Below are 26,559 nucleotides of genomic sequence, written 5' to 3'. Positions count from 1 at the left end.
AATTTTGTTTTAAAACAGCCTTTGTATTTAAAAACATATGGCAAAAAGCGTTTTAAATAAAAGGGCTTCTTTAAAAATTCTTACTTCTGGTGAGTGTGCAAATATTTCACACTTCCGTCAAGTAGAATTAATGGTCGACTTTGGATACTCTTCACCTTAAAATTATAGGAAAGAATATAAAGGTATGGATATGACCGTAAAGACAGTTTTAACCACGGCTTTTGAGGGGCAAAAACCGGGAACATCTGGTTTGCGCAAAAAAGTGTCTGTTTTTCAACAACCCCATTATGTAGAAAACTTTATACAGTCTCTTTTTGATAACATTGGGCCTCTTGAAGGAAAAATGTTGATTCTTGGGGGGGATGGGCGCACTTTTAATCGTACTCTTCTTCAGATTGTGTTGAAGATGGCGGCGGCGCATGGTGTCTCTCTTATTAAAATGGGAAGGGGCGGTATTCTTTCTACACCTGCTGTTTCGCATCTTATTCGTAAAACTCATGCCCATGGTGGACTTATTCTTTCTGCAAGCCATAATCCTGGTGGTCCAGAGGGAGATTGTGGTATCAAATACAATGTTTCCAATGGTGGACCGGCTCCTAATTCTTTATGTGATGCTATTTTTGCAACATCGCAACGGCTTTCCTTTTATAAAATTCTTGAAGCACCAGATATTGATTTAGATAGGCAAGGTACGGTCTTTATGGGAGCCATGCGGATTGATATTATCGATCCTGTCGCTGATTATGTTGCTTTGATGCAGGAGCTTTTTGATTTTGACTGTATTGCTAAGGCCGTTGCTCGAGGTCTTACTTTACGGTTTGATGCCATGCATGCGGTAACAGGGCCTTATGCTCATGAAATTTTTGAAAAATGCTTAGGATTTTCTGAAGGGACAGTGGTTAATGGTATTCCTTTGCCAGATTTTGGAGGCGGTCATCCAGATCCCAATTTGGTTTATGCCAAGGACCTTTATGAATTGTTGATGTCTGAGCAAGGACCAGATCTTGGGGCAGCCTCTGATGGTGATGGAGATCGTAACCTCATTATTGGTCGTCAACAATTTGTCTCGCCTTCGGATTCTTTGGCTATTATGGCTGAACATGCACATCTTATTAAAGGATATCGAAAAGGCGTGGTGGGGATAGCGCGCTCTATGCCGACGGGGCGTGCCGCTGATCTGGTTGCTGAAAAAAAAGGACTAAACTTTTTTGAAACGCCAACGGGATGGAAGTTTTTTGGAACCCTTTTGGATGCGGGAAAAGTAACCTTTTGTGGTGAAGAAAGCTTTGGAACGGGCTCTCATCACATCCGCGAAAAAGATGGTTTATGGGCTGTATTATTTTGGTTAAATCTTTTAGCGGTAACAGAAAAAACTGTCGCACAAATTGTTCAACAGCATTGGCACACCTATGGGCGTTTTTACACGTTACGGCATGATTATGAAGAAGTCGAAGCAGACAAAGCTTTGGCACTTATAGAGCATTTGCGTGGGCATTTACCACAAGAAGGAACCGAAATTGCTGGTTTTTTGGTCAAAAAAGCAGACGATTTTACGTATCGTGATCCCGTTGATCAGAGCGTTAGTACGCAGCAAGGTATCCGTATTTTTTTCGAGAATGGCGCACGGTTGGTGGTCCGTTTATCGGGAACAGGGACTCTCGGTGCTACCTTACGGCTTTATTTTGAACAGTATGAAGGTGATCCGCACAAACACAATTTTAATCCGCAAGACGTGCTTAAACCTTTGCAACAGGTGGCATTAAAACTGTTAAATATACAACAAGAATTGGGGCGAGACCGACCTGATATTATTACCTAAGATCATGGGAATGTTTTTTTGTAAAAGTATGATGATTGATCACATAGATTATGATTTTGGGATTATGATTTTGGGATCATGATTTTAGGGGGCGTGATTTTATTTGCCCTAAGGGAGCTTCTCCATTTTCAGGTTCGTTTGGTTCTTTCTACGTTTACATATCGGCTGGTTTCTTAAAAACTGCTGACTTTTTAAAACCGAAGGCTGTAGGTCATAATAATCAAGCATAATGGGAGCATTAATGCCCAAGGAGTTCTGATGGTTTGATAGAAATTTTTGTTTAATAGGGGAATGTTTCTCATGCAAAACAAAATACGATCATTGTTGCACATTTCATATGTTTGTTTTAAAGAAGCTTCTCTCTCAGACACTAAAAACGCATCTTATGCGTGTTGCTTTGAAAGGGATAACCAGCTATTCATTGAGCACGACCATTTTTATGCTTATGAAGGAACAACGTGATATCATCATATACATTTAGGTCTGCTCTCAATGTTGGCTCTTGTATTTGAGAGCATTTCGTCTTTTGAGTCTTTTCTTAATCGTTTTATACGGCTCTTCCTACTTGTAACATGCAAGCGAAAGGCTTTGGTTAATTCAATGTAAAAGGGGTTGAAAAAACCTCAGCTTATTGATCGGCTCTCATTCAATATACAAAACCATTAACTATGATCATAAATCAGTCTGTCCTCTAACATTATGACTATTATCTTTACTTAAATAAAAGGTTAAGTTGGGGACATCATGTTCTTATTTCTCAATGCAGCAAGAGTTTTTAGCTCTTTGAGAACGTTTTATTCAGAGATGTTCCTTTTCTAATTGTTTTTTATTCATTCGTTAATTGCATTGGTGATGTATAAGAAAATGATTTTGATTAATTTATTAGAGAGAATGAAGTGCGTAAATTTTATGATATGCGGGGGGCTTATTTAAGTTGTATAATGACCAATCATTTTTATAAACTTGTGTATAGTATGTGATGATAGCATTCATGAACACAGTTGGCAGATGAGGGGTGAAACAAAGGGAAATGTTTTTCTAAAATAATGGACAATAAGCACTTCTTGCTTTATGACCAGTCATAATGAATGATTTTTCTTTTAAAAGGGGAATTTATGACCCAATATCCCAAATGTCCTCGTTGTGATGGTCTTTATACTTATGAAGAGGGTGAAAATTTTGTGTGTCCTGAATGTGCACATGAATGGCCACAAAAAAATGATGATACTGCTCTTTCCGATATTGTTTATGATGCCAATGGTCAGATTTTAACAAACGGTGATACTGTTATGGTGATAAAAGATCTGAAGGTAAAAGGTGCTTCATCTGTTTTAAAAGGAGGGACGAAGGTAAAGAATATTCGCTTGGTAGATGGGGATCATAATATCGATTGCAAAATTCCTGGGATTGGGCAGATGAGTTTAAAGTCGGAGTTTGTGAAAAAAGTTTAGGCATTTATCTTCTTGCAATTGTTTTTGCATTTCGTTTGTTTTCTATTTTGACACTTTCATAGTTTTTTCCAATAGGGTTCTTTTCTTATTTTACAGATTATGCCAATCAGATAGAGGCAATATGTTTGCTTTTATCAGAAGATAAAAGCTACGTATCGCAATATATTGATTTATAAAGATAATTCACTTTTTCCCATGTTGAATGAGAGATCCAAATGAATATCTTAAGATTTTCTTATTCCAAATCTGTTCTATGTTGAATCAATCAAAATTATGTTTCTTGCATGTTACAAGCGGGGAGATCCGTGTGGAGTGACATGGTACAGGAAAGTAGTAAAAAGGCTTCTTATAAACCCTCTCAAGTGCCAAGGGCTATCGCATCTTGAGGGTTGGAAAAAATATTATATCGTAAAGAAATACTGACACTGTCTTTTCTTTTAAACATACTGTTATGAGAAGGATTGGATGTTGATTTACAAGCAACAATAAAGGTACGCGCTTTATGAGGAGAACAATGCCGTAAAGTAACAAACTTATTTCTGCTGAATTGAAAAAATATTCCCACTTTTTATCAAATGACTTCCAAAACAACCATAATAGAATAGATCTGGTTTTACATTTATTTATTTTTACAAGTATTTGTACACACCTTCCTTGCTATATTTATGGAGATCAGATTCAAGGTGCTAGAGGGGAATTTTTGACTCAAAAATAGAAAAAGATCGGTACGAGATACTGATAAGGTAGCATCATTATGCATTTTTTTCAGCTCTCAATGTTGCAACAGTTCTTATATTTAAAAGTGTTTATAAGCGCTATTAAAAATAGTTTTTGTTATTATCCAGTTTGTGCTGTGTAAGCGGACGATTTTGATTGATGCAATAAAAACAGAATTGAAATAAGAAGAATGTCAGAATTCTCATTCAAGTTGCAAAATATGATCTTTGTCGATTTGATGAAACAACATATTGATTTATAATAATAAGTTAGCGTTATTCATATTGAATTAGAACCCCGAATAACGTAGGATTTTCTTATTCCAAATCTGTTCTATGTTGAATCAATCAAAATTATGTCTCTTGCATGTTACAAGCGGGGAGATCCGTGTGGAGTGACATGGTACAGGAAAGCAGTAAAAAGGCTTCTTATAAACCCTCTCAAGTGCCAAGGGCTATCGCAACATTGGGGACTGGCAAATATAATGATGGTGCCGACTTGCTACAAGAAGTATTTTGCGTGATTTTATCGTTGGGAGAGCTGAGAAAGATGAAGCAAATGGGTACTCTATCTTACAATGTTTTCTTTTTTGGGTTTTCTTTTTTGTAACGGGGCGTGTTTTCTTGGTTAAAATTGCATGACAAGATGATGAGATAAAATAAATTTAAAATGCACATCCCTATGTGTTCTATTTCTGTCTATGCGATTGGTTTATTGAAACAACTTATGCCTCTTAAAGGAGCAGAAACCTTTTTAAGGCATATGTGGAGGTGAAAGGTGAGCGAAGGGATCAGTGTACAGATTTTTTTAACAGTACTGTATTTTTATGGCAGCATGACTTATGTTTGAAATTTCTGGAATAAAAAGGTGTAAGATTTTCGATACCCATATTTGAACGTTGCCGTTGAAGAGGGATAACTGGTGAGGTTGGTGGGGGGCGTTTTGCCTATTGAGGCCAATATTTATTGTGGCATGGCTTCAACGCCTAAAACTTCAGGGATAAAATGACGTAAAAGATTTTCAATACCATGTTTGAGTGTTGCTGTTGAAGAGGGACATCCAGCACAGGCGCCGCGCATATTGAGATAAACAATACCATTTTCAAATCCACGAAAAGTAATATCTCCACCGTCATTGGCAACCGCTGGGCGAATACGTGTTTCAAGGAGCTCCTTAATAGTTAAGACAATATCAGCATCTTTTTCGTCATAAAATTCTTCGTTGAGAGCGTGGGTTTGTGCTTGTGTTGTGGCGTTGGTGGTGATCACTGGCTCATTGGACAGAAAATGCTCCATAATTGTGCCTAAAATGACGGGCTTAAGGTGTTGCCATTCTCCTTCTTTTTTGCTTACGGTGATAAAATCATAGCCTAAAAAAACACCATTGACATTGGGAATATTAAATAGTTTAGCCGCTAAAGGTGAGTTTTTAGCTGCTTCTTCACGGTTACGAAATTCTAATACGCCCTCAGAAAGAACCACGCGTCCTGGCAAGAATTTAAGTGTTGCAGGGTTTGGGGTGGTTTCAGTTTGAATAAACATAGATTCTCCTTTTATAATGAAGGATTGGGAAGATCTTACATTGTAGAATATTATATTTTTTAGGCAATAGATCTAATATCTTCATCGGCAAGATTGCTAGGAATAACAATGACAGGGATTGAAAAAGCTGTCCCTTTATTCCCGATTAATTGAATAAGGGGGCCTGGTCCTTCTGTATGTCCACTGGCTGCTAAAACAATCAGTGCAATCCTTTTATCTTCGTCGATCAGTTTGGAAATCTCATCAATTTTTTTTCCTTCTCGCACCACTATTTCTGTTTCAAGCGCATGGGTGGTGCGGATTTCACTGGCAATGTCTCCTAATATTTTATGAGCACTTTGCTTTGATTCTGTGCGCATAACGTTGTTTACACCTAGAAAATGTTGAAATTCTACACTATCAACGACACAAAGCAATACTAATGTTCTATTGGTATTTTGAGCATGCTGGGTGGCAAATGCAACGGCACGCCGACACTCCGGTGTTTCATCGATGATAACTAAGTTTTTTTTCTTGGGCTCTTTTTTAAGAGTTTGGGGCTTGGAAATCATGCACTTTCTCTATTTTGTACAAATGATTTTGGGGGCTCTCTACAGTTGTTAGTGTTATTGTTTTTATGTATCGTGCAAAAATCCAATAATTTCACGAATTTTTTTCATATTTTCTTCTGCGAGCATACTAGCACGTTTAGCGCCATCATGCAAAACAGAGTCGATATAATCATTTTCTTGATGAAGTCGACGTAACTCCTCTGTTATAGGGGCAAGCTTATGGACGGCAAGGTCGGCTAGAGCTGTTTTAAAATGCGAAAATTGTTGACCAGAAAATTCTAAAAGAATCTTTTCTTTGCTAACTTTGGCAAAGGCGGCATAAATACCAAGCAGGTTATCAACTTCTGGTCGTTCTTTTAAAGCGGTGAGGGTATCGGGAAGAGGAGCTGAATCTGTTTTGGCTTTGCGTATTTTTTTTGCGATAAGATCAGCATCATCGGTCAAATTAATGCGTGAAAAATCTGAAGGATCTGATTTTGACATTTTTTTCGTCCCATCGCGCAAAGACATAACGCGTGTGGCTGTTGTTCCAATCAGTGCTTCTGGAAGAGGAAAAAAGCCTTGTCTTTTTTCTTCATCCGTTTGCATAGAGACGCCAAAATTTAATTCGGCAATACGCTGTGCATAGTCGTTGTTAAATTTTTGTGCAATATCGCGTGTGAGTTCAACATGCTGTTTTTGATCTTCGCCTACTGGAACATGCGTTGCACGATAGACTAAAATATCAGCAGCCATCAAAGTGGGATAAGCAAAAAGCCCGAGGGATGCTTTTTCACGATCTTTTCCCGCTTTATCTTTAAATTGTGTCATGCGTTGAAGCCAGCCAATGCGGGCAACACAATTTAAAATCCAGGCGAGTTCAGCATGTTGAAAAACACGTGATTGATTAAAAATAATATGTTTTTGAGGATCAATACCGGCGGCTAAAAAGGCTGCTGTCACTGTTCTGGTGGATTCGCGTAAAGTAAGGGGATCTGGGTTGACGGTGAGCGCATGCATATCCACAACACAATAGAGACAGTGATGAGAGTTTTGCAGTTCAACCCAATGCTGAATGGCTCCAAGATAATTGCCAAGATGTAAGTGACCACTCGGTTGTACGCCGGAAAAGACAAGTGGTGTGAAGGTATCCATAGGAGTGCTCTTTCTTCAATTAAGGTTATTCATTTTATTGTTTTTGACAAAGTATAGATATTATGAGCGTTTTTTCAAATTTTTAAGCGTGTGAAAAAAGGAACGGGTGTTGAATAAAAAATAGGCACTAAAATAGATCAAGAATATGCCGAGCATAATCCCTGCTAAGGTGATCGCGCGCAAGAAAAAGGATGCTTGTGAGGATAAAGGAAAAGACAAAAAACCAAGCATATTCAATCCGTAATAGAGGGCTAGTGCACTCAAAAGAGTTGCCATCATGAGACATAATATTCGCTTTATCAGTTGGAAGTCGTATTTCCAATAACCACGTTTGATAAGGACACCCCAAAGCAACAGTGTGTTGACCCATCCAGAGGTAATTTCAGCAATAACAATGCCTCGTGCAGATAGAATAGGAAATAATGTTAAGGCGAGACCGATATTGATAAAAACGCAAATACCTGTAAAAATCATCGGTGTTTTGGTATCTTCATGGGCAAAAAAATTAGGAATAAAGACCTTAATAAGAACAAAAGCTGGAAGTCCTAGTCCATAAAGCTCTAGTAATTGTGCAACATGGTGTGTTGATTGACTGGTAAATTGTCCTCGCTCAAAGAGCAAACTGACTATGGGAGTGGAGAGCAGCAAAAAAGCGATGGATGCTGGAAGTGTTAAAAATAGCGTTAATTCAATAGAGCGGTTTTGTAAATGGTGGGTTTCTTCATGCTTTTTACTTCGCAAAGCGCGTGTTAATTCTGGTAAAAGAACGGTTGCAACGGCTATGGCGATTACGCCTAAAGGCAATTGGTAAAGGCGATCAGCGTACATCAAAGAAGAGACAGCACCCGATTGACTAGAAGCAATATTGGTATTAATGAGCAAATTAATTTGCGTGATGCCACCTGTGATGGCTGCGGGGAATGCTAAAGTTAATAGCTTACGAACATTAGGACTTAAATGGGGCTGGCGGAAGGAAATTTTCATGCCACTTTGACGCAAAGCAAGGGCAATTAAGGTGAGTTGAATAAGACCTGCTGCCAATACACCCCAAGAGAGATTTAAACCGATATGCCAAGCGTCAAGTTTATAGATCCAAGCATAGGCAAGCACACCAATCAGAATAATGTTTAAAAAGAGTGGGGCAATGGCGGCAATAAAATAGCGTCGCAGCGCATTAAGCATGCCCCCCATCATGGCAGCAAGCGACATGCAGGTTAAATAGGGAAACATGATCGCCGTAAAATGAATTGTGGCGTTAAGCTTTGTTGCATCTTCGGTAAAACCTGGAGCAATAATGGTTCGTACCAAAAAAGGCATACTGAGTTCCATCGCAATCGTTAACAGTAAGAGCAGTGAAAAGAGAACGCCAAACACCTCTTCTGCAAACTTGCATGCCGTTTCGTGACCATCTTCAGTGATTTTTTTGGCAAAAAGAGGAATGAAAGCAGCATTAAAGGCACCTTCAGCAAAAAAACGGCGGAATGTGTTGGGAAAACGGAAAGCAGCATTAAACGCATCAGAAACAGGACCAGTCCCTAGGGCTGCGGCCATCAACATTTCGCGTACGAAGCCAAAAATACGGCTCATGAGGGTTCCGGAAGCAACTGTTGCAATTTTTTTAATCAATGTCATAAAGATATATCAACTTTGTTGTAAAAGAGAAGCGATGACAGGAGAAATAAAGCGTTTTAAATCGTAAAAATCTGATCTCTATCCTAATCAAGGATACTTTTTGAAAGCGTTTTACGACGGTGTTTATCTTTCTGTCAACAATGGTGCTTGAAGACTTTTTTTATGCTCCTTGTTTACTGTTGCATTAAAATTTTTATTGTTGCCATAAAATAATTAAAATTTCTTTTTCAAACTGAAATATGGGAGTGATATCATAACAATTTGAAGGGATATGTAGGGATATATAATGATAATTTCTCTTTATGTTTTGATGTCGTGAATAGTGCAACCCAATGCCGTTTTGTTTTACGTGAGGGGTGTGACCCTATTTAAAGAACGCAAATAAAATAAAAGCGTGGAGCAATGGGCAATTTCCATTATTTATTCATGATTTTAAAAATAGCGCTTTAGATGTTTTAAAAAGTCGTAAGGCTGAGCTAAAAGGTGATGGTAAAGCTGGTGATTGGTTTTTACTTTTACGACTTTATGTTCTCCCCAAATGTGGCTGCCTTCCCATTTTAGAGATTACATAAACAAGAGGATAGGAAGATATGATCTTTCAACAGCATTTTTCTTGTTCAGGTTTCTTTTCACAGTTGATGAGGATAAAATCTGAGGAAATAGGATAAATTTGCTCTCTCATGGTTTCCATTCTCGTTGAGGTGCGATTGATTTGCCGATGAAGGCAAGGGGAATAAAGGCTATCATTTTTACCAGAGGGGGCGAAAAAGTTAAAGTTTATGAACCTTTTAGACATTCATTGCCGTTGCTTTTGCGTGCTCTGTTTTGTGAGGTTGAATATTTTCTTGTCTTTTAGGATTCTGATTGACGTTTTCTGTCATTTTTTGCACTTTAATTGATTCTTTATCGAGAGTGTTGGAACATTTTTTTTCATTGTTTTTCTTTATAGATTGATGCTGGTTTGGTGCGAAGCGCTCATCGAATTTATGGTTATAAAAATACATGGGTTGTATATGCTGTTCTATCTCTTTTATCTGCTTGATTATTTCCATAATCTCTTTTGCTTTAACGGTTGATGTACCAAGACTCTTCGCAAGGTTTTCAGGATTATGTTCTTTTATAGCTTCATGCTCGCTTGAGGATAAGCGCTCATTGATTTTTTTGATATAAGCCCTTATCTCACCCCTTAATTCAGGAGAGTTTGATAACGTTTCTTGCTGTTGTGCTTTTGACACGGAAAGGAGATTTTTCATCCAAGCCTTAGGCATTTCTACCGACTGTTCACACCGCCTTTGTTTTACATGATGGGTATGGAGAATGTCTCTTTCTGTTTGTTTAGAAATATTGATATAACGATCAATGGCTCTACAGAGGGGCAAAATATTTGCTTCAGCATGGGCACGCGCGTTGTTTTTTATGCCAAATACATTGCTACCAGAAAGCTTAGAAATCGATTGGGGAGAGGTGGCAATTTGATAGGTGAGCTGTTCTCCTTCAGTATGATTTTCATGGATCATCTCTATTCTTTCCCGCAAAATATGACGATTGCCATAAATGATTTGGCACAAAGTTTCGATTTCTTTTCTTCTTGCTTGAATGGATGCGTTGTTTTTTATCCTTGTGGCAATTTCATTGCTGGTAAGGGGGACTATTGTTTGTGCGGGGATAAGCACTTCTTGCTGGTTTTGAATTTTTGGTGCTGTAAAGGAGAGGGCGTCACCGATTTTTAATGTCTGTATTTGCTCTGGGGTGAGATCTTTTTTATTTCCCAAGATGAAAATCCCGTTGGCATCAAGCATGAAGCCATTGGGTCCACAGCCTCTGTAAAAGCCTTTATAGGTATGACCTTCTTTTGCTGTTATAATAAGATAATTATGAAGACTCTCAAATCCGATATGTTTCATATTGTCCATGAATTCTTTTAAAATAAGTATTTTTTCTGGATTTGAGATATCTTCAAGCAGATGCTTCATCTCTTCTTTATCGTTATGTTTTAGCGATGCAATGCTGGCAAGATTCATACGTTTTTCTGTTACAAGAGAAAAGTCGAGTGTGTGGCCAGCAACTTGCCCAAGTTTTTCAAAAAACGTCCGTTGCGTGCGTCCATTGCCTTCTCTGAAAGGATGTGTATAGTTGAGCTGTATCAACATTTCAGTGACATGTTCAATAAATGTTTCGCGGGTTAAGCCTTTTAAACTATTCGTTTCAGCAAGTATTTTATCTAAATTTTCTAGTCCCTCCTGTATCTGTTTTGCTGAGGCAAAAGAAATACCATCTTTTTTCATCATTGGCATATAAGCAACGGTACCATCTTCAAATGTAAATGGTTTTTCGCGTGTTTGTCCGGCCCATTCAAAAGTATTTTTAAATAGGGTGTGATGAATATATTGGAGATATGTGGAGGTTAGTTTTTGTGGTGGCGCTTCTTGGCGCAGATGAATGATTGCTTTTGTTGTATCATGGGCACATTGCACTTTTAATTTTCCATAGTCTTTTATTCCATATTTATTTTTTAAGGTGATACTATTGGGATAAAAGAAATTACGGTGTATTGTCTTATTTTCTTCGGTTTCAGGCGGTGAGGATAATGTCTCCTGTAAGGTGAGAGGGACGGTGTTCGTTTTTCTTGTACCAGTATCCCAGTATGCCATTGCTTTTTTGGGGGGCTGTTTTGTTCTTTCTTGATGATCAGAGCGTGTTTCCTTTGTCATTTTGACAGATAGTGGATCATTTGTTGCTGTATTACTGCTCTGTAAAATGTTTTTTGGGAAATCTTTTTGCATTTTCCTCGTAGCGGAAGCCGATTGAGCAATTGGGTGTGCCATTTGTTCTTTTTCTTGTTCTTGCAAACTTTTGGGTATAACTGCAACGCTGTCATGTAAAACATGAGAGGCACTCCATGGTGCAAAATAGGATTTTCCCTTTTTCTTTGTTTGAATGGATGTTTTGTCTTTGCTCTTTTCAGTTATTTCATCGTTTTTGAGAGTGGCTCTTTTTTCTTCTTTTTCTTCTGGAAGCAAGGTTTTTTTCTGGTTTTTTTCTGGGTTTTGAGTTTTGGGCGCTGTAAAGGAGAGGGCGTCACCGATTTTTAATGTCTGTATTTGCTCTGGGGTGAGATCTTTTTTATTTCCCAAGATGAAAATGCCGTTGGCATCAAGCATGAAGCCATTGGGTCCACTGCCTCTGTAGGTACCATGATAGGTTTCTCCTTCTTTTGCGACGACAGTGAGATAATAATTTTTTTCATCCAATCCAAGCTTTCTCATAGAGTTGGTAAATTCTTGTAAAATGAGCAATTTTTCTGGATTTGAGATATCCTCAAGCAGATGCTTCATAGGCTCTGGATCGCCATGTTCCATGGCAGCGGCGCGGACAAAGTCTTTACGTTTTTTGCTCACAAGAGAAAAGTCTAGCTCATGTCCTGCTGCTTGAGCGAGTTTTTCAACAAACAGTCTCTTTGTGCGCCTATTGCCCTCTCTGAAAGGATGCAAGTGGTGCAAATCTATCATTATACCAGCTGCTTGTTCAACGAATTCTTCGCGCGTTAAGCCTTGTAAATTATTCTTTTCAGCAAGCGTTTTATCTAACTTTTCTAGTCCCTCCTGTATTTTTTTGCCAATCGCAAAAGGTTTTGTAAATTCTTTTCTTTTCAAAATGGGCATAGAAGCAACAGTGCCATCTTCAAATGTAAAAGGCTCTTCGCGCGTTTGTCCGGCCCATTCAAATGTGCGGGAAAAGAGGCGTTGATGAAGGTATTTTAGATAAGAGGCATTAAACTGCTCTGGTAGAGGTTCTTGGTGCAGTTTTATCATTTCTTCTTTTACATCATTAGAACAGCGTTCTTTTAATATTTCGTTATCTTTGATGCGGTATTTATTTTTAAGCACTTTGCTATTGGGGTAGAAAAATTTTTGCGCTTCTTCATTGATTTGCTTTGTAATGGCTGCATTAATTGCAGAGTGTTGTTCTTGCAATTCTTCCGGTGTAGAGGAGGCACAATGTTCTGTGTTTTCTTTCATGCATATTTCCTTTCAAATGCTAACATTATTTTTTGAAATCTTCTTTGTTTACATTTTTTGCCTTATGTTATTTTCATAGCGTTTTCTTCAAAGAAGAATGCTTATTTGAATGATTGAAAAAATTGATCTTATTCGCATGGAACCAAGTTAATCATGGAACAAAGTTAAAGTTTATAATTTTGAAGTATTATCGTGAAATTTTATCAATGAATTCTGTAAAATAATGAAGTGTCTTATTCAAAGTTTTCTGTATTTCATACACCGTCTTTGATGCAATCTTGGCAAGATAATTGCACCAAAGTTTTGGATAAAAAGCCAACAATTAGGAAATTTATTACGACAAAGCTATGGCTTTTGATGTTTCGGCTCTGCGCGGTCGAACATGCTGTTGGTCTTCTTGTCTAGAGGTTGCAGCAACTTCTTGATGTTGCTTTATTGTTGAGCGCTCAGGTAGCTTTGGGGGGTGCGATAAGTTTTGCTGCTGTTGCAATTTTTTATCGAGATCGTTAAGCGGTTGATGACGTTTTTGTTGTTCTGCCTGATGGTTTTGCACAATGGTTTCTCTTAACTGTTTTATTGTATCAGCATAATCTTTAATGGCGGTACAAAGGGTAGGGATATTTTCTTCAGCGGCTTTGCGTGCTCCGTTTTTTATGCCAAGGGTTTTTCTACCAGCAAGTGGAGCAAAAGATGTAGAATCCTTTTCAATTTGAAATACAAGCTCTTCTCCCATACTTGGAATTTTGTGCATATCTTCTAGTCTATATTGCAAAATAAATGGATCATCATAAACAATTTGGCACCAATATTGGATTTCTCTTTGACCATATTGAACCGATGGATCTTGTTGAACTCTGCGGGCAATTTCCTCATTTGAGAGAGGCTTTATTTTCTTTTCTGAATTGAGCGGATTTTGTAAATGTTGATTTGTTAGCTCTTCCTCTTGTGCTTGTCGCTGATGTTGTTGTTCCGTGTGAGAATCTTGTAAAATATTTTCACTTTTTGTATATTTTGCAGTATACACATAACCGTTAATGGCAGCACATAGGGTAGGAAGAGTTTCTTCAGCTTGTTTGCGCGCATGATTTTTTATGCCAAGAACTTTTCTACCGGCAAGCTTAGAAATAGACCTAGGCTGTTCTGTAACATCCCATAAGAGCTGTTCTCCCATATCAGGGTTTTCTTTAATTTCTGCTATTCTTTCATTTAAAATAAGCCGTTCGCCATAAACCTTTTCACACAAAAATCGTATCTCTTCTTGATATGCTACGAGCAATAGCTCTTTTTCCATTGTATTAATAGATGGTTTTTGTCCATGAGATGATCTTGGTTGTTCAATTGCTGTGTGTGGAGAGGAAGGTTTTTGGACGACAGTATCGCTTTGTTTTCTGTTTCCCATACGGTGCGGTTTTCTTGAAGTCGGGACGGCATATGTTCCACTGTCTTGTGATGATGAACTGTTTTGCTGCCTGACTTTCTTATGTAATTGTGTTTTGGGTCTAACACTTGGTTCGTGTGTTTCAGGATTTTGGATTTTTATACCGTTTTGCACTCTGTCTCCCATGCGTGGCGGTGTTTGCGAAGTAGGCGTTGCATAGAGGTGTTTTTCCTCTTGAGCTGTTGTTTTGTTTTGTTGCCTATCTTTTGCGCGTGGAGGTCTTTGTGGAGCTGGGTGCGGAGAGGAATGTTCTTGGATTTGTGAGCTGGTGATTTTTGTGCCGATTTGTGCTTTTTCTCTCATGCGTGGAGGAGGGGGCGGAGCCACTTTTGTTTGTAGGGAGGGGGACTCTTGAACTGTTGGTTTATGTTGTTGCCTCTCTTTTGCACGTGGGGGTCTTTGTGGAGCTGCTTTTGTGTGTGTGGAGGAGCTTTCTTGGTTTTTTGAGTGGGAGATTGTTGTGCCGGTTTGTGCTTTTCCTCTCATGCGTGGAGGAGGGGGCGGAGCCACTTTTGTCTGTAGGGAAGGGGACTCTTGAACTGTTTGTTTATGTTGTTGTCTCTCTTTTACACGCGGAGGTTTTGGTGGAGCTGCTTTTTTTTGTGGGGGAGGCGTCTCTTGGTTTTGGGCGTTAAGAGGCATTGTGTTGGTTTGCACTGGGCTTTTCGTACGGGGGGGAGGTGGTGGCGCAACCTTTGGGTGGTGTGATAAATTTTCTGGGCGTTTTTCTACAGTTGGTTTTGGCAAATTTTGAGAAACTTGGGAAGGAGGGGTTCTAGTGGGGGATTGTTCAGCCGGTTGTTGAAATTTTTCCATCATTTCGGTGATAAAAGGGGAGGGATTTCTTTTTTTCATGCATGTTCCTTTCAAACTCTTCCAATATTGTTTTTAAATACTAATTAAAAATGTACGTTGGTTTTTATTCTGTTTTATGCTTTTTCATTTGCTTTTATGAGAGAGGATATGAAACTGAATGGTCTCGCATGATTTGACTCTCTTGGCTCAGATCATAATCATTCTCTAAAGACTATTTTCTCCAGTGTTTGGGTTAAGGGACGGAAAAATAAATTGTGTTTCAATTTTCTCTCTTTCTTGGCGCAAACACCTCTTTCCTGTGTTGCGCCAAGACGTTAGATTCAACGTGAAAACTTATGTCTGTTTAGCTGGCAAAAGCCATCGCTTTTGGGGCGGCAGTTTTGCGAGGACGAATATCTGTTTCTCTTTGTTGCGTAGAGGGTGTTGCTCCTTCATGCGTTACTATTGAAGGCTCAGGGCGTTGAGCAGACTGTGAGACGCTTTGTTGTTGATGCAAATTTTGCGCTCTGTCAGAAGATACTTCATTGTGTTCTTGTTTTGCCTGCTGAGTTTTTGAAAGGCTCTCTCTTACTTGTACTACAGCTGTTGCATAATTGTCAGCGGCGTCAATGAGGTGAGAAAGACCCGCTTCAGCATGTCTGCGTGCTTTATTTTTGAAGCCACAAAAGTTACGACCAGCGTACTTGTGAAAAGATTGAGGATTTCCGGCAAGTTGTTGTGCGAGTGCTTCTATTGTTTCAGGGGTTTGGAAAAGCTCGTCTGTTTGTGATTGCAAAATGTTTGCGTTACCAAAAACAACTTTACACCAATATTGGATTTGGGCATGGTGTCTTTTAACTTTTGAATGTTGTTGAATTTGGGTAGAAATTTCTGTCTCTGAAAGCGTTTCTTTTTCACGATGATCCGGTTTTTGCAGAAGTTTAGCGACGGCTTCCTTCCCCATGAAGCGTTCATAGTTTTTGAGTTCTTGCTCTGGAGATTTTACGAGGCTCTCTCTTGCCTGTTGTACAGCTTCTGTATAACAATCAATGGTGATACTGAGAGCGGAATAACTCTCTTCCGCTTGTCTACGTGCTCGATTTTTAAAGCCCAACATGCTGGTACCAGAAAGTTTAGCGATACTTTCAGGATAGGCTGCCATGCGCCATGAGAGCTCTTCTCCTGCAGCGGGATCTCTTTGAATTTCCTGCATTTGTTCTTGCAAAATATTTGGGTTACCATAGGCATTTGCGGATAAACGTTGGATTTCTTCTTGATAGGTTCGAACCAATGAATGGTGTGGAAGCAATAGAATGATCTCTTCCTCTGAGATAACTCTTGTTGCCCTCTGGGTAACTTGTGAAGTAACTGTTGCGTGTGTCGTTTCAGCTTCTTGCGGTCTTTTGGTCGAGCCGCCTTTTGTTAACGAAGCTGTTGGATTTGTTGATGCATATACAGTTTCTTCGCTTAAAAGAGATTGTCTTTCCTCATCTTCTTCCGGTATGGATGACAGTCTTTTGCTTTTTGAAGGCGTTTCTTTAGGAAGGGGGGCTGCTGCGCCTGAGACCTCTGCCGCTGCTTGTTCATAGAGCTTTATAAGTTCTTGTATTGAAGAGGATGGAAAAGGATGAGGGTGGTTTTTTTTCATGCATGTTTCCTTTCAAAAATTGTTTTAGAAAACCTCTTTGGTGCATTCTTGCCTTTTATGCTTGGGTCGCTTTGAGACAAAAGAAATATCGAGCTGAATGAGCTTCCAAAGATCTGCGCTATTTGCAATCAGCTTAATGGACATTTGTGTCTTTTATACAGTTTTTTTGTGAAATATTATCAATAAGTTATCAATAGTCGTCGTGAATTACAGGCGCCATTTTTAGGGCTATTTTTTGTAACATTCTAAAACAATTCTTGGCGCAATCGCGATGAAACGATTTGCGCCAAGAAACTCACTGAAAAAAAGATTAAATGAAAAACAAAAACTATCTGTTTTTATGTTTATGCCCCCTTACATGGCATAAGAAAGTCCTTTTTCTCCGTGTCTTTGTCGTTGAGGGCTGTGCTCTGGACTATTTTGTTCTTGTCCTCTTGTGTGATGATGATGATGGTGATGATGGCGTCTTTGTTCTGCTAGAGGGGTTTGCGATAGCCTCTCTGTGGCTCTTTCTACAGCCTTTGTATAATCATCAATGGCGTCAATAAGCGGTTGAAAACCCTCTTCAGCTGCTTTGCGTGTTTGATTTTTTAAGCCAAGTGTGGAATGGCCAGCGAGTTTATGTATAGATTCAGGATTTTCAGCAAGTTGATTTGAAAGGTCTTTTCCTTTAGTGGGATCTGTAAGTATTCCTTGCAAGTGCTGCTGGAAAATCGTATCATCGCCATAAACAATTTTACTCCAATGTATGACCTCTTCTGCACGTGCTTGGACCTGTGGATTTTTTAAAAGCATTACACTCTTTTGGTCAGTTGTGAGAGAAGGTGAAGATGATCTTCCTTTTTGTTGTGGAGCAACCGTTGTATAGTCGGTTTCAGGACTTTCTCTTCCCCGATCAGGATGTCTCCCTCTTGAAAGAGGAGAAACGCTGCTCACTGATGCGTATAGAACTTCCTCTTCGCGTTTTGGGGGAGCAACCGTTGTGTAATCGGTTTCAGTTTCTCGCTGCCTTTGATTATGGTGTCTCCCTCTTGAAGGAGAAACACTGCTAACTGATGCGTATAGAACGTCTTCTTCTGGTTTTGGTCCGCGCTGGTTTCCTCTGTTTGGTTTATTAACTGTTGCATAGAGGGCTTCTGGATTTGCAGAAGGATGTGGATGATGTTTTTTCATACATATTTCCTTTCAATATTTTTAGAAAACCTCTTTGGTGCATTCCCCACTTTTAGTTTTGATAACTTTGATATAAAGGAAGATATCCAACCGAATGACCGCCAAAGATTCTGCGCTATTCAATATTGATATGTAATGAACATTTATGTCTTTTATACAGTTTTTTTATGAAATTTTATCAATAAGTTACAATAAATTACAGGATCCACTTTTAGGACTATTTTTTGTAATATTTTAAAACAACTCTTGGCGCAATCACGATAAAACGATTTGCGCCAAGAAACTCACTGAAAAAAAGATTACATGAAAAACAAAAACTATCTGTTTTTATGTTTATGTCCACTTACATGGCAAAAGCCATTCCTTTTTCTCCATGTCTTTGTCGTTGTGGGCTGTGCTCTGGACTATTTTGTTCTTGTCCTCTTGCATGACGATGATGATGGTGGCGTCTGTGTTCTGTATCTCTTTCTGGACTTTCTTGTCTTTGACCTCTTTCTCTTTCCTGCTCCCGTGTAAACTGTTTATGGAGCTTTTGTGCCGTATGTATATGCCTCTCAAGAGCTGAGCAAAGGGGAGAAAAACTCTCTTCAGCTTCTCTGCGGCTTGGAGACTTTACACCAAGTATTTTGTGACCTGCAAGCTTACCAGCGCTTTCAGGATTTTCTGCAAGGCCCCATAAGATTTGCTCTGCACTTTGAGGATCGTCAAGAATTTTAGCAAGTTGTTGATTCAAAGCATGTTCGTTACCATAAACAACTCTGCACCACTCTTGCGTTTCTCTTACACCATATTGAAAGTCTACGTTTTTTAAAAGCCTTGTTGTAACCACATCTTTTGGGGTTCTGGGAGGGGGTGTTGCTGCTCTGCCAACACCTTGGTAGATAGGATTTTCTAGTTGTTCAGACTCTTGCCCACCTTCAGCTCCCATGCCAACCGTTGTATAGACAGATTCGAGTGGTCTTTGGGGAGAGGGCTCACCACGTTCACCAAACTCAAGCTCTGCATAGACATGTTCAGGTTCTTGGTGATGTCCTCCACCCTGTGCACCTCCACCAATTGTGTCATAGGGTGTTTGCCAACCTTGCGCCGCCAGATCCGTTACTTTATAGGGGTCTACGAGTCTGTCGGTGCGTCGCCCATCACTTGGTTTTCCACCAAGTCTGTCATAGGGATTTCCTAGTGGCTTTTGGGGAGCATAGATCGTTTCTGCTGGTTGTTGAAGTGTATAGTGTTGTGGGTTGCGTTGTTCTTTGGGTGGTTTATTAACCTTTGCGTAGAGGCCTTCTACATTAGGAGATCCTAGGTTTTGTTGGTCAAGTGGCTTTTTGGGAGCAAAGACCGTTTCTGGTGGTTGTTGAAGTGTATAGTGTTGTGGGTTGCGCTGTTCTTTGGGTGGTTTATTAACCTTTGCGTAGAGGTCTTCTACATTAGGAGCTCCTAGGTTTTGTTGGTCAAGTGGCTTTTGGGGAGCAAAGACCGTTTCTGGTGGTTGTTGAAGTGTATAGTGTTGTTGGTTGCGTTGTTCTTTGGGTGGTTTATTAACCTTTGCGTAGAGGGGGTCTTGGCTCTGGGATTGTGGGTTCTGGGGGGCTGGTTGTGGGTGACTTTTTTTCATGGCTGTTTCCTTTCAATATTTTTAGAAAACCTCTTTGGCGCATTCCCCATTTTTTGATAACAACTTTAGGATAAGGTAAGATATCAAATTAAATGATCTCCAAAGATTTCGCGCTATTCATGTTTATATGTAATGGACATTTATGTTTTTTATACAGCTTTTTTATGAAATTTTATCAATAAGTTATAGTAAATTACAGGATTCATTTTTAGGATTATCTTTTGTAATATTTTAAAACAATTGGTGGGCGCGCTGGAGATAAAATGATTGGCGCTAAGAGTTAGTTGGAAGGCAAAAGTTCACGCGTTTTTAGCCGGTAAGAGCAAGCGATGAAGAGCGACTAACTTTCAAGCTGCGGACTTGACATTGTGCTTCTTGGGTGTTCTTTACAGCATTCGTAATTTCTTTTGCTTTGCTTTCCGATGTCCCAAGGAGGCACGCCAGTCTGGTATGATCTTTTTCTTGTATGGCTTTACGCTCTTCTGAGGATAGACGATTGTTTAGTTGGCGCGAAAAGTGATGGAGCTCTTGTCGTAATGTTGGAGAATGCAATAAAGCTTCCTTTTGTTGTTCTCTTGGTAAGGCAAAAAGGTTTTGTAAATTTTTTCCAGGTGTTTCGACAGCGTGACTCAGGCGATTTTGTTCTCTTTGGTGGTGTTCTAAAATTTCTTCTTTTATTTGTTGTGTTATTGTGGCATAATTTTTAAGGGCTTGGCTGAGTTGTGGAGCAGTTTGTTCCGCCAGTCTGCGATTTGGGCTTTTCATGTCAAGTATTTTTCTCCCTGCAAGTTTAGAAATTGATTGAGGGTTTTGTAAAATTTCATCAGCAAATTGATTTCCTAAGCTTGGATCAGCCGTTAAGATATCCATTTTTGTATTTAAGGCGTGGATTTTACCATAAACAGTCTTTGATAAATTTTTGATTTCTTTTCGGCATGCTTCAACATAAGCGTCATTTGAAATCTTTGTGAATAACTCTTCACGGGTGAGAGGTTCTAATGTTTCTTTTGGGATCAATATTTCTTTTACATTTTGAACGTTGGTTTTTTGAAAGCAGAGGCGAGTACCGTTTTGTAATGTTTTGACGTGTTCTGGGGTGAGATCATCTTTATGGCCAACGACAAAAGCCCCTTCTACTTCCATGACAAAACCTTCTGCTGAAAAACCTCTAAAGACGCCTTCATAGGATACATCTTCCTTTGCGGCAACAACAATACGATCGTTAATTTCATCCAGTCCAGCGTTTCTCATTTGGGAGATGAATTCATTTAAAACAAGGGATTTTTGCGGATGGGTGATATCTTCAAAAAGATCTTTCATCGGTTGGGGGTTGCTATATTGCATGGCTTCAATACAAGCTGTTGTCATGCGTTCCTTTGTGATGAAAGAAAAGTCAATGGTATGTCCTGCGGCTTGTCCAAGTTTTTCCATAAACATTCGATTGACGCGCCCATTCCCTTTTCTAAAAGGATGTGCGTGCTCGAGCGCCATAAAAACTTCAGCGGCACTTTCAGCAAATTCTTGGCGCGATAAACCTTTTAAATTGTTCTTTTCATTAAGTGTTTTTTCGAGTTTTGTGAGTTCTTTTTTAATCTGTGGACCGATAGCAAAAGGAACTTCATAACCTTTGGGACGCATCGCTGGCATATGGGCAGTGGTGCCATCTTCAAATGTAAAGGATGTATCGCGGGTGTGGCCCGCCCATTCAAAACTTTTGTAGAAGAGGCTCCAGTGGATTAGTTTTAGATAGGAAGCATCAAATTTTTGTGGGGGTGGTTCATGGCGAAAATTTACGGCTTCTCTGGCTGTATCATGAGCACAGCGTTGATACAGTTTTTTAGGGTCTTTGATGCCATATTTATTTTTGAGTGTTTTGGTTCCTTTATATAGATAATTTTGTTCTAACATGTAATCTCTCCTAAGTAGGTAGGGTGGTGGTTGATGAGCGTCTTAAACGCTGCCATGTGAAAAATTCCCCTTCGCGTATTCTTTTGAGATTTTGGGTGTTATGAGAGGGAGCACTTTTCCCTCAAGTGTATGGAGTGTATCAATCGTTTTGTGATGCTTTTGAAAAGCTTTTCTGATGTTTCCTTTATTTATTTTCTTGTGCTGTAAAATGCCGGTATTTAGGGCGCTGATATGAATCCTATAAGCAGTCAGAAAATGGATTTTCTACAAATTGACTTCGGGCAAAATCTTCGTCCTTTAAGGTGTAAGAAAGAGGTCAAAAAGAAAAATGTTGCTTAAAATTGTTGTTTTTTTCCTTTAACAAAGTTGTTTGCAAGAGCGCTTTGATGAGGGGCGTGGATATCGCAGGTGTGATTGCTCTTGGTTAGCGGATGGCGCTGGTACTTTTCATACACAGTACTCAGATCGGTGAATCTATGGGCAAAAGCAGTCATCAAAAATTTTTCTCCGTTACGTTTTTCTTATTGCTCCATATGAACATCTTTTTTGTGTACTTTTGCAACAAAATGTTTTTTACTTTGTATTGTTGCTCTTATTACATCGCGCTGCTTTAAGCTTCATAAGAGAGAAAACTCTTTCTTTGGTTGGAAAAAAAGCTTTTTTCAGTGCTTTATCATTAAAATAGAACACTTTATGATATCGTAAAGGGGGAAAGCTTGTATAAGAATGATTTATTCATTTTGATGTATATCTTAATTTTTTTTGGGAAAAAAGCGATGTTCTTGAGTGTAGGTATTTTGAGAGTTGTTGTCTCAAAGATCAACCGTTTTTTTCTTAAGTCTTGATATTGGTGATTAGCGTTGTGAAATGTTTTTGGTTGTTTGTAGGGGATAAATTATAAACAAAAAGCTTTGTAGGAATGTATTTGTAGAACGTTCTCAAGTGGAAATGTTGGTTTAGTTATAGGTGATTTGAGGAGGGGGCAGTTTTCTTGTAAAGACAATGGGTACTGATAAAACGATACACAAAATACAAAAAGGAAAAAACACGGATTTTTTATCATGTTTTCCTTATGTGTGTGAGGAAGCGGTCAAAAACTTTTCGTTAACGGATTTTTTAAAAATAGAAATGTATGTTGTTTTTGTGGTTGGTCTTTTCATAGTCAAGATCTCATAATAGGAAATTAGGTTTTCTTTTGTGGGGCAAAGCGGTTTTTTGCAGCGGCAGCTAACATTTCTTTTCTTCTGAAATAGATGGCGCGGCCACATCGCAAAGGGGGTTGTCCTTGCATAAGAATAATTTGTTCATCTTGACGCATTTCTTGAATAATCTCGTGGGGTAAAATGAGAGCTCTTTGTTGGTAGTTGACGTTGTAAGAACTCTTTCCTAAAGATAAACCTCTTGATTTATTCGTTCCGGTTACTTCAACGGTCATTTGACCACAGCGTTCTGAAATGTCTTTGGCAGTTTGGAGATCTTTAATGGCAGCATAGCTGACAAAGGAACAACTTTCAAACCATGAACGTGCTCCTGCTTCTCCAAAGTGGTTGACCAACTGACCTGAGGATTGATAGAAGAGCATCAAGGATGTGCCGTATTTACGTCCACGGTCGCGGGCTTCTTCTAAAATATTCATATAGCCTAAAAGATCAACTTCATCTAAGACAAATAAAACACGCTTTTTATAGTTACCGTCTGCTGTAATCATGGCATTGAGAAAGGCACCAATAATCACACGTCCAATAGCTGGATAACTGTTTAAAATGCTTGCGGGGAGATTGAGAAAAACATCTGTATTGCCATTGGTAATATCTGAAGAAAGAAAATCATCTCCGCAGACAAGATCTGCGTAATTGGATAAAGAAAGCCATTGGGTGTCTTTTGAGGCGGTGGTATAAACCCCTGAAAAGGTTTGCTCTGCCATTTCTGTAAAAATACCAACCATTTCACGAATAAAAGGAGAAAGTGTTGTTTCTTGAATCATGCGTAATTGATTAACAACAGCTGTTTCTGATTGAGAGAGAATACCACGCAATGTTTTTAAATTGCGCTCGCTGTCTTCATATTCATCAGAAAATACAACATGGGCAAGAAGAGCTGTTAATAGATTATGGGCTTGTGTCGAGAAATATTCCGCTGAAGAATTGTCTGATTTTTTATCTGTAAGAAGCAACTTGGAAAAGCTTACAATATTCGCTTCACGTTGTGTGCGTGGTACGCTGTCGTCTAAAAGCCAATCGATGACATTAAAATTTTTTGTTAACAATGAATTGGGATCGAGAACAATGACATTTCTATTCCCCATCTTTTGACGCGCAAATTTGACCATTGGGGCAACTTCTGTTGAAGGATCAAGACAAATAATAGACCCTGGATAAGTTAAACACGTAGGAACTACTGTACTGGTTGTTTTATAGCCACCAGAACCAGCAAAAAAGATCATATGAGTTGAACCAAAATCAAGATTAAAGGTTAGCAAAGGAGCTGTTCCACCCTTTCCCCATGTTGTTTTATTGCCAGGTGCAAAGGGAATTTTGCATACATTATCTTGATCAACACGGTATCTTTCACCCACAACAATTTGCCCATTGGCAGGAAAGATTTTTGCTGCATCTCTTAAATTCATCCAAGCGGCCTCACCAAAAATACCTTTTTTTGCACGCTTGATCTTACTTTTAGGGGGAAGGGTTGTTACGAATTGAATGATGGAAAAAAAAACACCAATGATGATGCCAAAGACAACCATGGGGTCCATGAATTGAAGAGCATAGCTCCACGTTATTCCTTGTTGGCCAACATAGGGACTTAAACGTTTTATTTCACCACCAATATAATAAAGAGCGGTTGTTCCAAAAAAGACAACCGAGACAAAAGTGATCATTTTACGCAGGTGCAGTTTTTGCGAGAGACTATACAACAATAAAACAACAGCCATTAGTGCTAAGACTAATAAAGGCTCAGAACGAAGAGTCCAATAAATTTGATCGCTCTTTAGTCCATTTGTTATAAACAATAAAAAATGAGGGACAAGGAATATCGTTAAAGCACCTAAAGCGATCGGTATTAAAATAAGTACCATTTGTGTTTTGGTATATTTCATTGTATTTTACTTTCAATTCTGTCAGAATATGTTACGAAATGCTCTTTTTCAGGTGTGTGATATGAACTCTCATCTCTTTTTCAAAGGTGCAGATAACACCAAATAGTTTCCGTTTATGAGCCCTTCTCATCAAGGAGGAAGGTTTTATCCATTCTTAGCAGGCCATAGCGAATGCTTTGGAACGGTGCGTTATGCATACTTGTGCTTGCTGGTGTACTTCTTTGGTTTGCTTAATAATTTGTGTAATTTGTTTGGCTTTATTTTCTGATACACCAATGCTTTGAGCCAATGTTTCATAATCATTATTTTGAACTGCTTGATGTTCATTTGGTGAGAGACGGGTGTTGATCTTTTTTACAAAGTTGCTGAGCTCTTTTTGACATAAAGGATTTTTTGCTAAAGCTTCTTGTTGTAATTCTTTTGGCAAGGCGAAGAGGTCTTGCAAGCTTTGATTTGGCATTTCTACCGTTTGTGCACGACGATTTTGTTCTGTTGCATGTTCTTGCGTAATTTCCTTTTCAGCATATTTTACAGCATACGTGAAATTTGCAACGGCAGTACAAAGCATCTCAAGATGATTTTTAGCGTTTGCACGTGCCTGATTTTGTAGTCCACATAAACTGAAACCTGCAAGACGAGAAATAGAGTGCGGTGCCCTTTCAATCTTGTTGGCGAGCTGTTGGCCTAAGCTTGGATTTTTGATGATTTCTACCATCTGTTTGTCTAATGTTTTTGTACTACCATAAACAATTTTTGACAGTTTCCGGACCTGTTTTAGGCTTACGTGGACACAAGAATCTTCTGCAACCATTTGGGCCGTTTCATTTTTTGTCAAAGGGGCTAATCTCTCTTCTGGAATGAGAATGCTTTCAAGCTCTTTTGTTTTGGGAACGGTAAAGGTAAATTTATCACCGGGTTTTAATGTTTTGAGTTGTTCTGGTGTGAGATGTTCTTTATTGCCGATAATGTAAGCTCCTTTTACATTGCAGGCAAAGCTGTTAAGACCAGCACCTCTATAGGTGCCCGTGTAGGTTTCACCTTCCTTTGTGACCATAACAGGGCGATCATTCACATTGCGCCCAAGTTCTTTCATGCTGCTCATGAATTCCTTTAAAAGAAGTATTTTATTGGGATTGGAGATATCCTCAAACAGGTGTTGCATTGGTTCTAGATTGTCATTTTGTATTGCTGCAACACTAGCAACCAACATGCGTTCTTTTGTAACCAGTGAAAAATCAAGCTGATGCCCTGCGGCTTTGGCAAGATTTTCAAAAAAGATCCGTTGTGTACGTCCGTTGCCTTCTCTAAAGGGGTGAGTATAGTTGAGAGAGGCAAATATTTTGGCTGCTTCATGAGCAAATTCTTTGCATGATAAATCCTGCAAATTATTTTTTTCGGCAAGCGTTTGATCTAATTTTTGTAAACCTTCTTGTAATTCGCTACCGACTGCAAAACTTGTTATTTTTTTCATTACTGGCGCGACGGCAATGGTACCATCTTCAAATGTAAAGGGAACATTGCGGGTTTGTCCAGCCCATTCAAAGGTATTTTCAAATAGACGTTGATGAATAAGGCATAGATAGGAGCTATCAAACTTTTCTGGTAAGGGGGCTTCACGCAGATTAATCATCGCTTTTGCTGAATCGTGCGCACATCTTGCCGTAAAAGCGTCAAGGTTTGTTATTCCATATTTATTTTTTAATGTTTTGCTTTTAGGATACATATAATGTTCAGGGGAAGGCACTGTGGATGTCACATCTGTTTTTTTAAATTTTGCTTTTGGCATTGTAGCTTCCTTATAATTTTACGTTGTCCATAAGAGTGTTAAATTCCTCGAGTGAAATATTTCCCTTTGCGTATTCTTCTAAAATTTTGAGTGTTGTAGGATGAAGCGCTATTCCCTCTATCGCATGGGTGCTGATGGCTGCTTCAACGGCTTCACGGCGTTTTTTTAATTCTTCCTCTGTCATCGATAAAAGATTTTCTCTATTTTCCGTTGTGTTGGTTTTCATGCATTT

The 26,559-nt window shown here is 39.0% G+C and carries 16 protein-coding genes; 3 read left to right on the top strand and 13 right to left on the bottom strand.

What is annotated here, in order from left to right:
- Nucleotides 1–190: 190 nt before the first annotated feature.
- From ACFILW_RS05695 to ACFILW_RS05685, 3 genes are all read left to right on the top strand, one after another.
- Nucleotides 191–1,819 (top strand): alpha-D-glucose phosphate-specific phosphoglucomutase, encoded by a 1,629-nt coding sequence (locus tag ACFILW_RS05695; RefSeq protein ID WP_375685322.1) that lies wholly within the window; start codon nt 191–193, stop codon nt 1,817–1,819.
- Between the two features lie 1,115 nt (nt 1,820–2,934).
- A complete protein-coding gene (locus ACFILW_RS05690) occupies nt 2,935–3,270 on the top strand; it encodes a zinc ribbon domain-containing protein YjdM (protein ID WP_375623695.1) in 336 nt (111 codons plus the stop codon).
- 1,116 nt (nt 3,271–4,386) lie between these two features.
- A complete protein-coding gene (locus tag ACFILW_RS05685) occupies nt 4,387–4,596 on the top strand; it encodes a hypothetical protein (RefSeq protein WP_375646353.1) in 210 nt (69 codons plus the stop codon).
- 353 nt (nt 4,597–4,949) lie between these two features.
- On the opposite strand, the gene ACFILW_RS05680 is transcribed toward ACFILW_RS05685, so the two are convergent.
- The 13 genes from ACFILW_RS05680 to ACFILW_RS05620 form a co-directional block, all read right to left on the bottom strand.
- Complete coding sequence (locus tag ACFILW_RS05680) at nt 4,950–5,528, bottom strand: NifU family protein (RefSeq protein ID WP_375646352.1); 579 nt, start codon at nt 5,526–5,528, stop codon at nt 4,950–4,952.
- 59 nt (nt 5,529–5,587) lie between these two features.
- Nucleotides 5,588–6,079 carry a universal stress protein gene (locus tag ACFILW_RS05675; RefSeq protein WP_375623699.1) on the bottom strand — a complete coding sequence of 164 codons (492 nt, stop codon included), beginning with the start codon at nt 6,077–6,079 and terminating at the stop codon, nt 5,588–5,590.
- Nucleotides 6,080–6,142: 63 nt separating this feature from the next.
- The gene (gene trpS / locus ACFILW_RS05670; RefSeq protein ID WP_375623701.1) at nt 6,143–7,213 is read right to left on the bottom strand and encodes a tryptophan--tRNA ligase; all 1,071 of its coding nucleotides are present in this window, start codon (nt 7,211–7,213) and stop codon (nt 6,143–6,145) included.
- A gap of 60 nt (nt 7,214–7,273) precedes the next feature.
- Nucleotides 7,274–8,845: a murein biosynthesis integral membrane protein MurJ gene (gene murJ / locus ACFILW_RS05665; RefSeq protein WP_375623703.1), complete on the bottom strand. Its 1,572-nt coding sequence runs from the start codon at nt 8,843–8,845 to the stop codon at nt 7,274–7,276.
- 788 nt (nt 8,846–9,633) lie between these two features.
- Nucleotides 9,634–12,864 carry a BID domain-containing T4SS effector gene (locus ACFILW_RS05660; RefSeq protein WP_375685321.1) on the bottom strand — a complete coding sequence of 1,077 codons (3,231 nt, stop codon included), beginning with the start codon at nt 12,862–12,864 and terminating at the stop codon, nt 9,634–9,636.
- Nucleotides 12,865–13,198: 334 nt separating this feature from the next.
- Complete coding sequence (locus ACFILW_RS05655; RefSeq protein WP_375685320.1) at nt 13,199–15,157, bottom strand: BID domain-containing T4SS effector; 1,959 nt, start codon at nt 15,155–15,157, stop codon at nt 13,199–13,201.
- Between the two features lie 304 nt (nt 15,158–15,461).
- The gene (locus tag ACFILW_RS05650; protein WP_375685319.1) at nt 15,462–16,745 is read right to left on the bottom strand and encodes a BID domain-containing T4SS effector; all 1,284 of its coding nucleotides are present in this window, start codon (nt 16,743–16,745) and stop codon (nt 15,462–15,464) included.
- A gap of 354 nt (nt 16,746–17,099) precedes the next feature.
- On the bottom strand, nt 17,100–17,918 hold the full coding sequence (locus ACFILW_RS05645; RefSeq protein WP_375685318.1) for a BID domain-containing T4SS effector: 819 nt from the start codon (nt 17,916–17,918) through the stop codon (nt 17,100–17,102).
- A 343-nt stretch (nt 17,919–18,261) separates the two neighbouring features.
- A complete protein-coding gene (locus tag ACFILW_RS05640; protein WP_375685317.1) occupies nt 18,262–19,533 on the bottom strand; it encodes a BID domain-containing T4SS effector in 1,272 nt (423 codons plus the stop codon).
- Nucleotides 19,534–19,842: 309 nt separating this feature from the next.
- Entirely contained in the window at nt 19,843–21,441 is a 1,599-nt protein-coding gene (locus ACFILW_RS05635) for a BID domain-containing T4SS effector (protein ID WP_375685316.1), read from the bottom strand.
- A 1,183-nt stretch (nt 21,442–22,624) separates the two neighbouring features.
- Nucleotides 22,625–24,541, bottom strand: coding sequence for a Ti-type conjugative transfer system protein TraG (gene traG / locus ACFILW_RS05630; protein WP_375623721.1), 1,917 nt, complete (start codon nt 24,539–24,541; stop codon nt 22,625–22,627).
- 154 nt (nt 24,542–24,695) lie between these two features.
- A complete protein-coding gene (locus tag ACFILW_RS05625) occupies nt 24,696–26,327 on the bottom strand; it encodes a BID domain-containing T4SS effector (RefSeq protein ID WP_375685315.1) in 1,632 nt (543 codons plus the stop codon).
- A gap of 10 nt (nt 26,328–26,337) precedes the next feature.
- Complete coding sequence (locus ACFILW_RS05620; protein WP_375623725.1) at nt 26,338–26,553, bottom strand: antitoxin VbhA family protein; 216 nt, start codon at nt 26,551–26,553, stop codon at nt 26,338–26,340.
- Between the last annotated feature and the right edge of the window lie 6 nt (nt 26,554–26,559).

Origin of the sequence: Bartonella sp. TT110JLCBS, assembly GCF_042193405.1 — a bacterium.
Lineage (GTDB): Bacteria > Pseudomonadota > Alphaproteobacteria > Rhizobiales > Rhizobiaceae > Bartonella.
Note: the sequence above shows the minus strand (reverse complement) of the source record. Positions and strands in the feature narration are given on the sequence as shown.

What these genes read in the sequence shown, in the direction of transcription:
- ACFILW_RS05695 (WP_375685322.1), top strand. Translation starts at nt 191, where the DNA reads ATGACCGTAAAGACAGTTTTAACCACGGCTTTTGAGGGGCAAAAACCG.
- ACFILW_RS05690 (WP_375623695.1), top strand. Translation starts at nt 2,935, where the DNA reads ATGACCCAATATCCCAAATGTCCTCGTTGTGATGGTCTTTATACTTAT.
- ACFILW_RS05685 (WP_375646353.1), top strand. Translation starts at nt 4,387, where the DNA reads ATGGTACAGGAAAGCAGTAAAAAGGCTTCTTATAAACCCTCTCAAGTG.
- ACFILW_RS05680 (WP_375646352.1), bottom strand. Translation starts at nt 5,528, where the DNA reads ATGTTTATTCAAACTGAAACCACCCCAAACCCTGCAACACTTAAATTC.
- ACFILW_RS05675 (WP_375623699.1), bottom strand. Translation starts at nt 6,079, where the DNA reads ATGATTTCCAAGCCCCAAACTCTTAAAAAAGAGCCCAAGAAAAAAAAC.
- trpS (WP_375623701.1), bottom strand. Translation starts at nt 7,213, where the DNA reads ATGGATACCTTCACACCACTTGTCTTTTCCGGCGTACAACCGAGTGGT.
- murJ (WP_375623703.1), bottom strand. Translation starts at nt 8,845, where the DNA reads ATGACATTGATTAAAAAAATTGCAACAGTTGCTTCCGGAACCCTCATG.
- ACFILW_RS05660 (WP_375685321.1), bottom strand. Translation starts at nt 12,864, where the DNA reads ATGAAAGAAAACACAGAACATTGTGCCTCCTCTACACCGGAAGAATTG.
- ACFILW_RS05655 (WP_375685320.1), bottom strand. Translation starts at nt 15,157, where the DNA reads ATGAAAAAAAGAAATCCCTCCCCTTTTATCACCGAAATGATGGAAAAA.
- ACFILW_RS05650 (WP_375685319.1), bottom strand. Translation starts at nt 16,745, where the DNA reads ATGAAAAAAAACCACCCTCATCCTTTTCCATCCTCTTCAATACAAGAA.
- ACFILW_RS05645 (WP_375685318.1), bottom strand. Translation starts at nt 17,918, where the DNA reads ATGAAAAAACATCATCCACATCCTTCTGCAAATCCAGAAGCCCTCTAT.
- ACFILW_RS05640 (WP_375685317.1), bottom strand. Translation starts at nt 19,533, where the DNA reads ATGAAAAAAAGTCACCCACAACCAGCCCCCCAGAACCCACAATCCCAG.
- ACFILW_RS05635 (WP_375685316.1), bottom strand. Translation starts at nt 21,441, where the DNA reads ATGTTAGAACAAAATTATCTATATAAAGGAACCAAAACACTCAAAAAT.
- traG (WP_375623721.1), bottom strand. Translation starts at nt 24,541, where the DNA reads ATGAAATATACCAAAACACAAATGGTACTTATTTTAATACCGATCGCT.
- ACFILW_RS05625 (WP_375685315.1), bottom strand. Translation starts at nt 26,327, where the DNA reads ATGCCAAAAGCAAAATTTAAAAAAACAGATGTGACATCCACAGTGCCT.
- ACFILW_RS05620 (WP_375623725.1), bottom strand. Translation starts at nt 26,553, where the DNA reads ATGAAAACCAACACAACGGAAAATAGAGAAAATCTTTTATCGATGACA.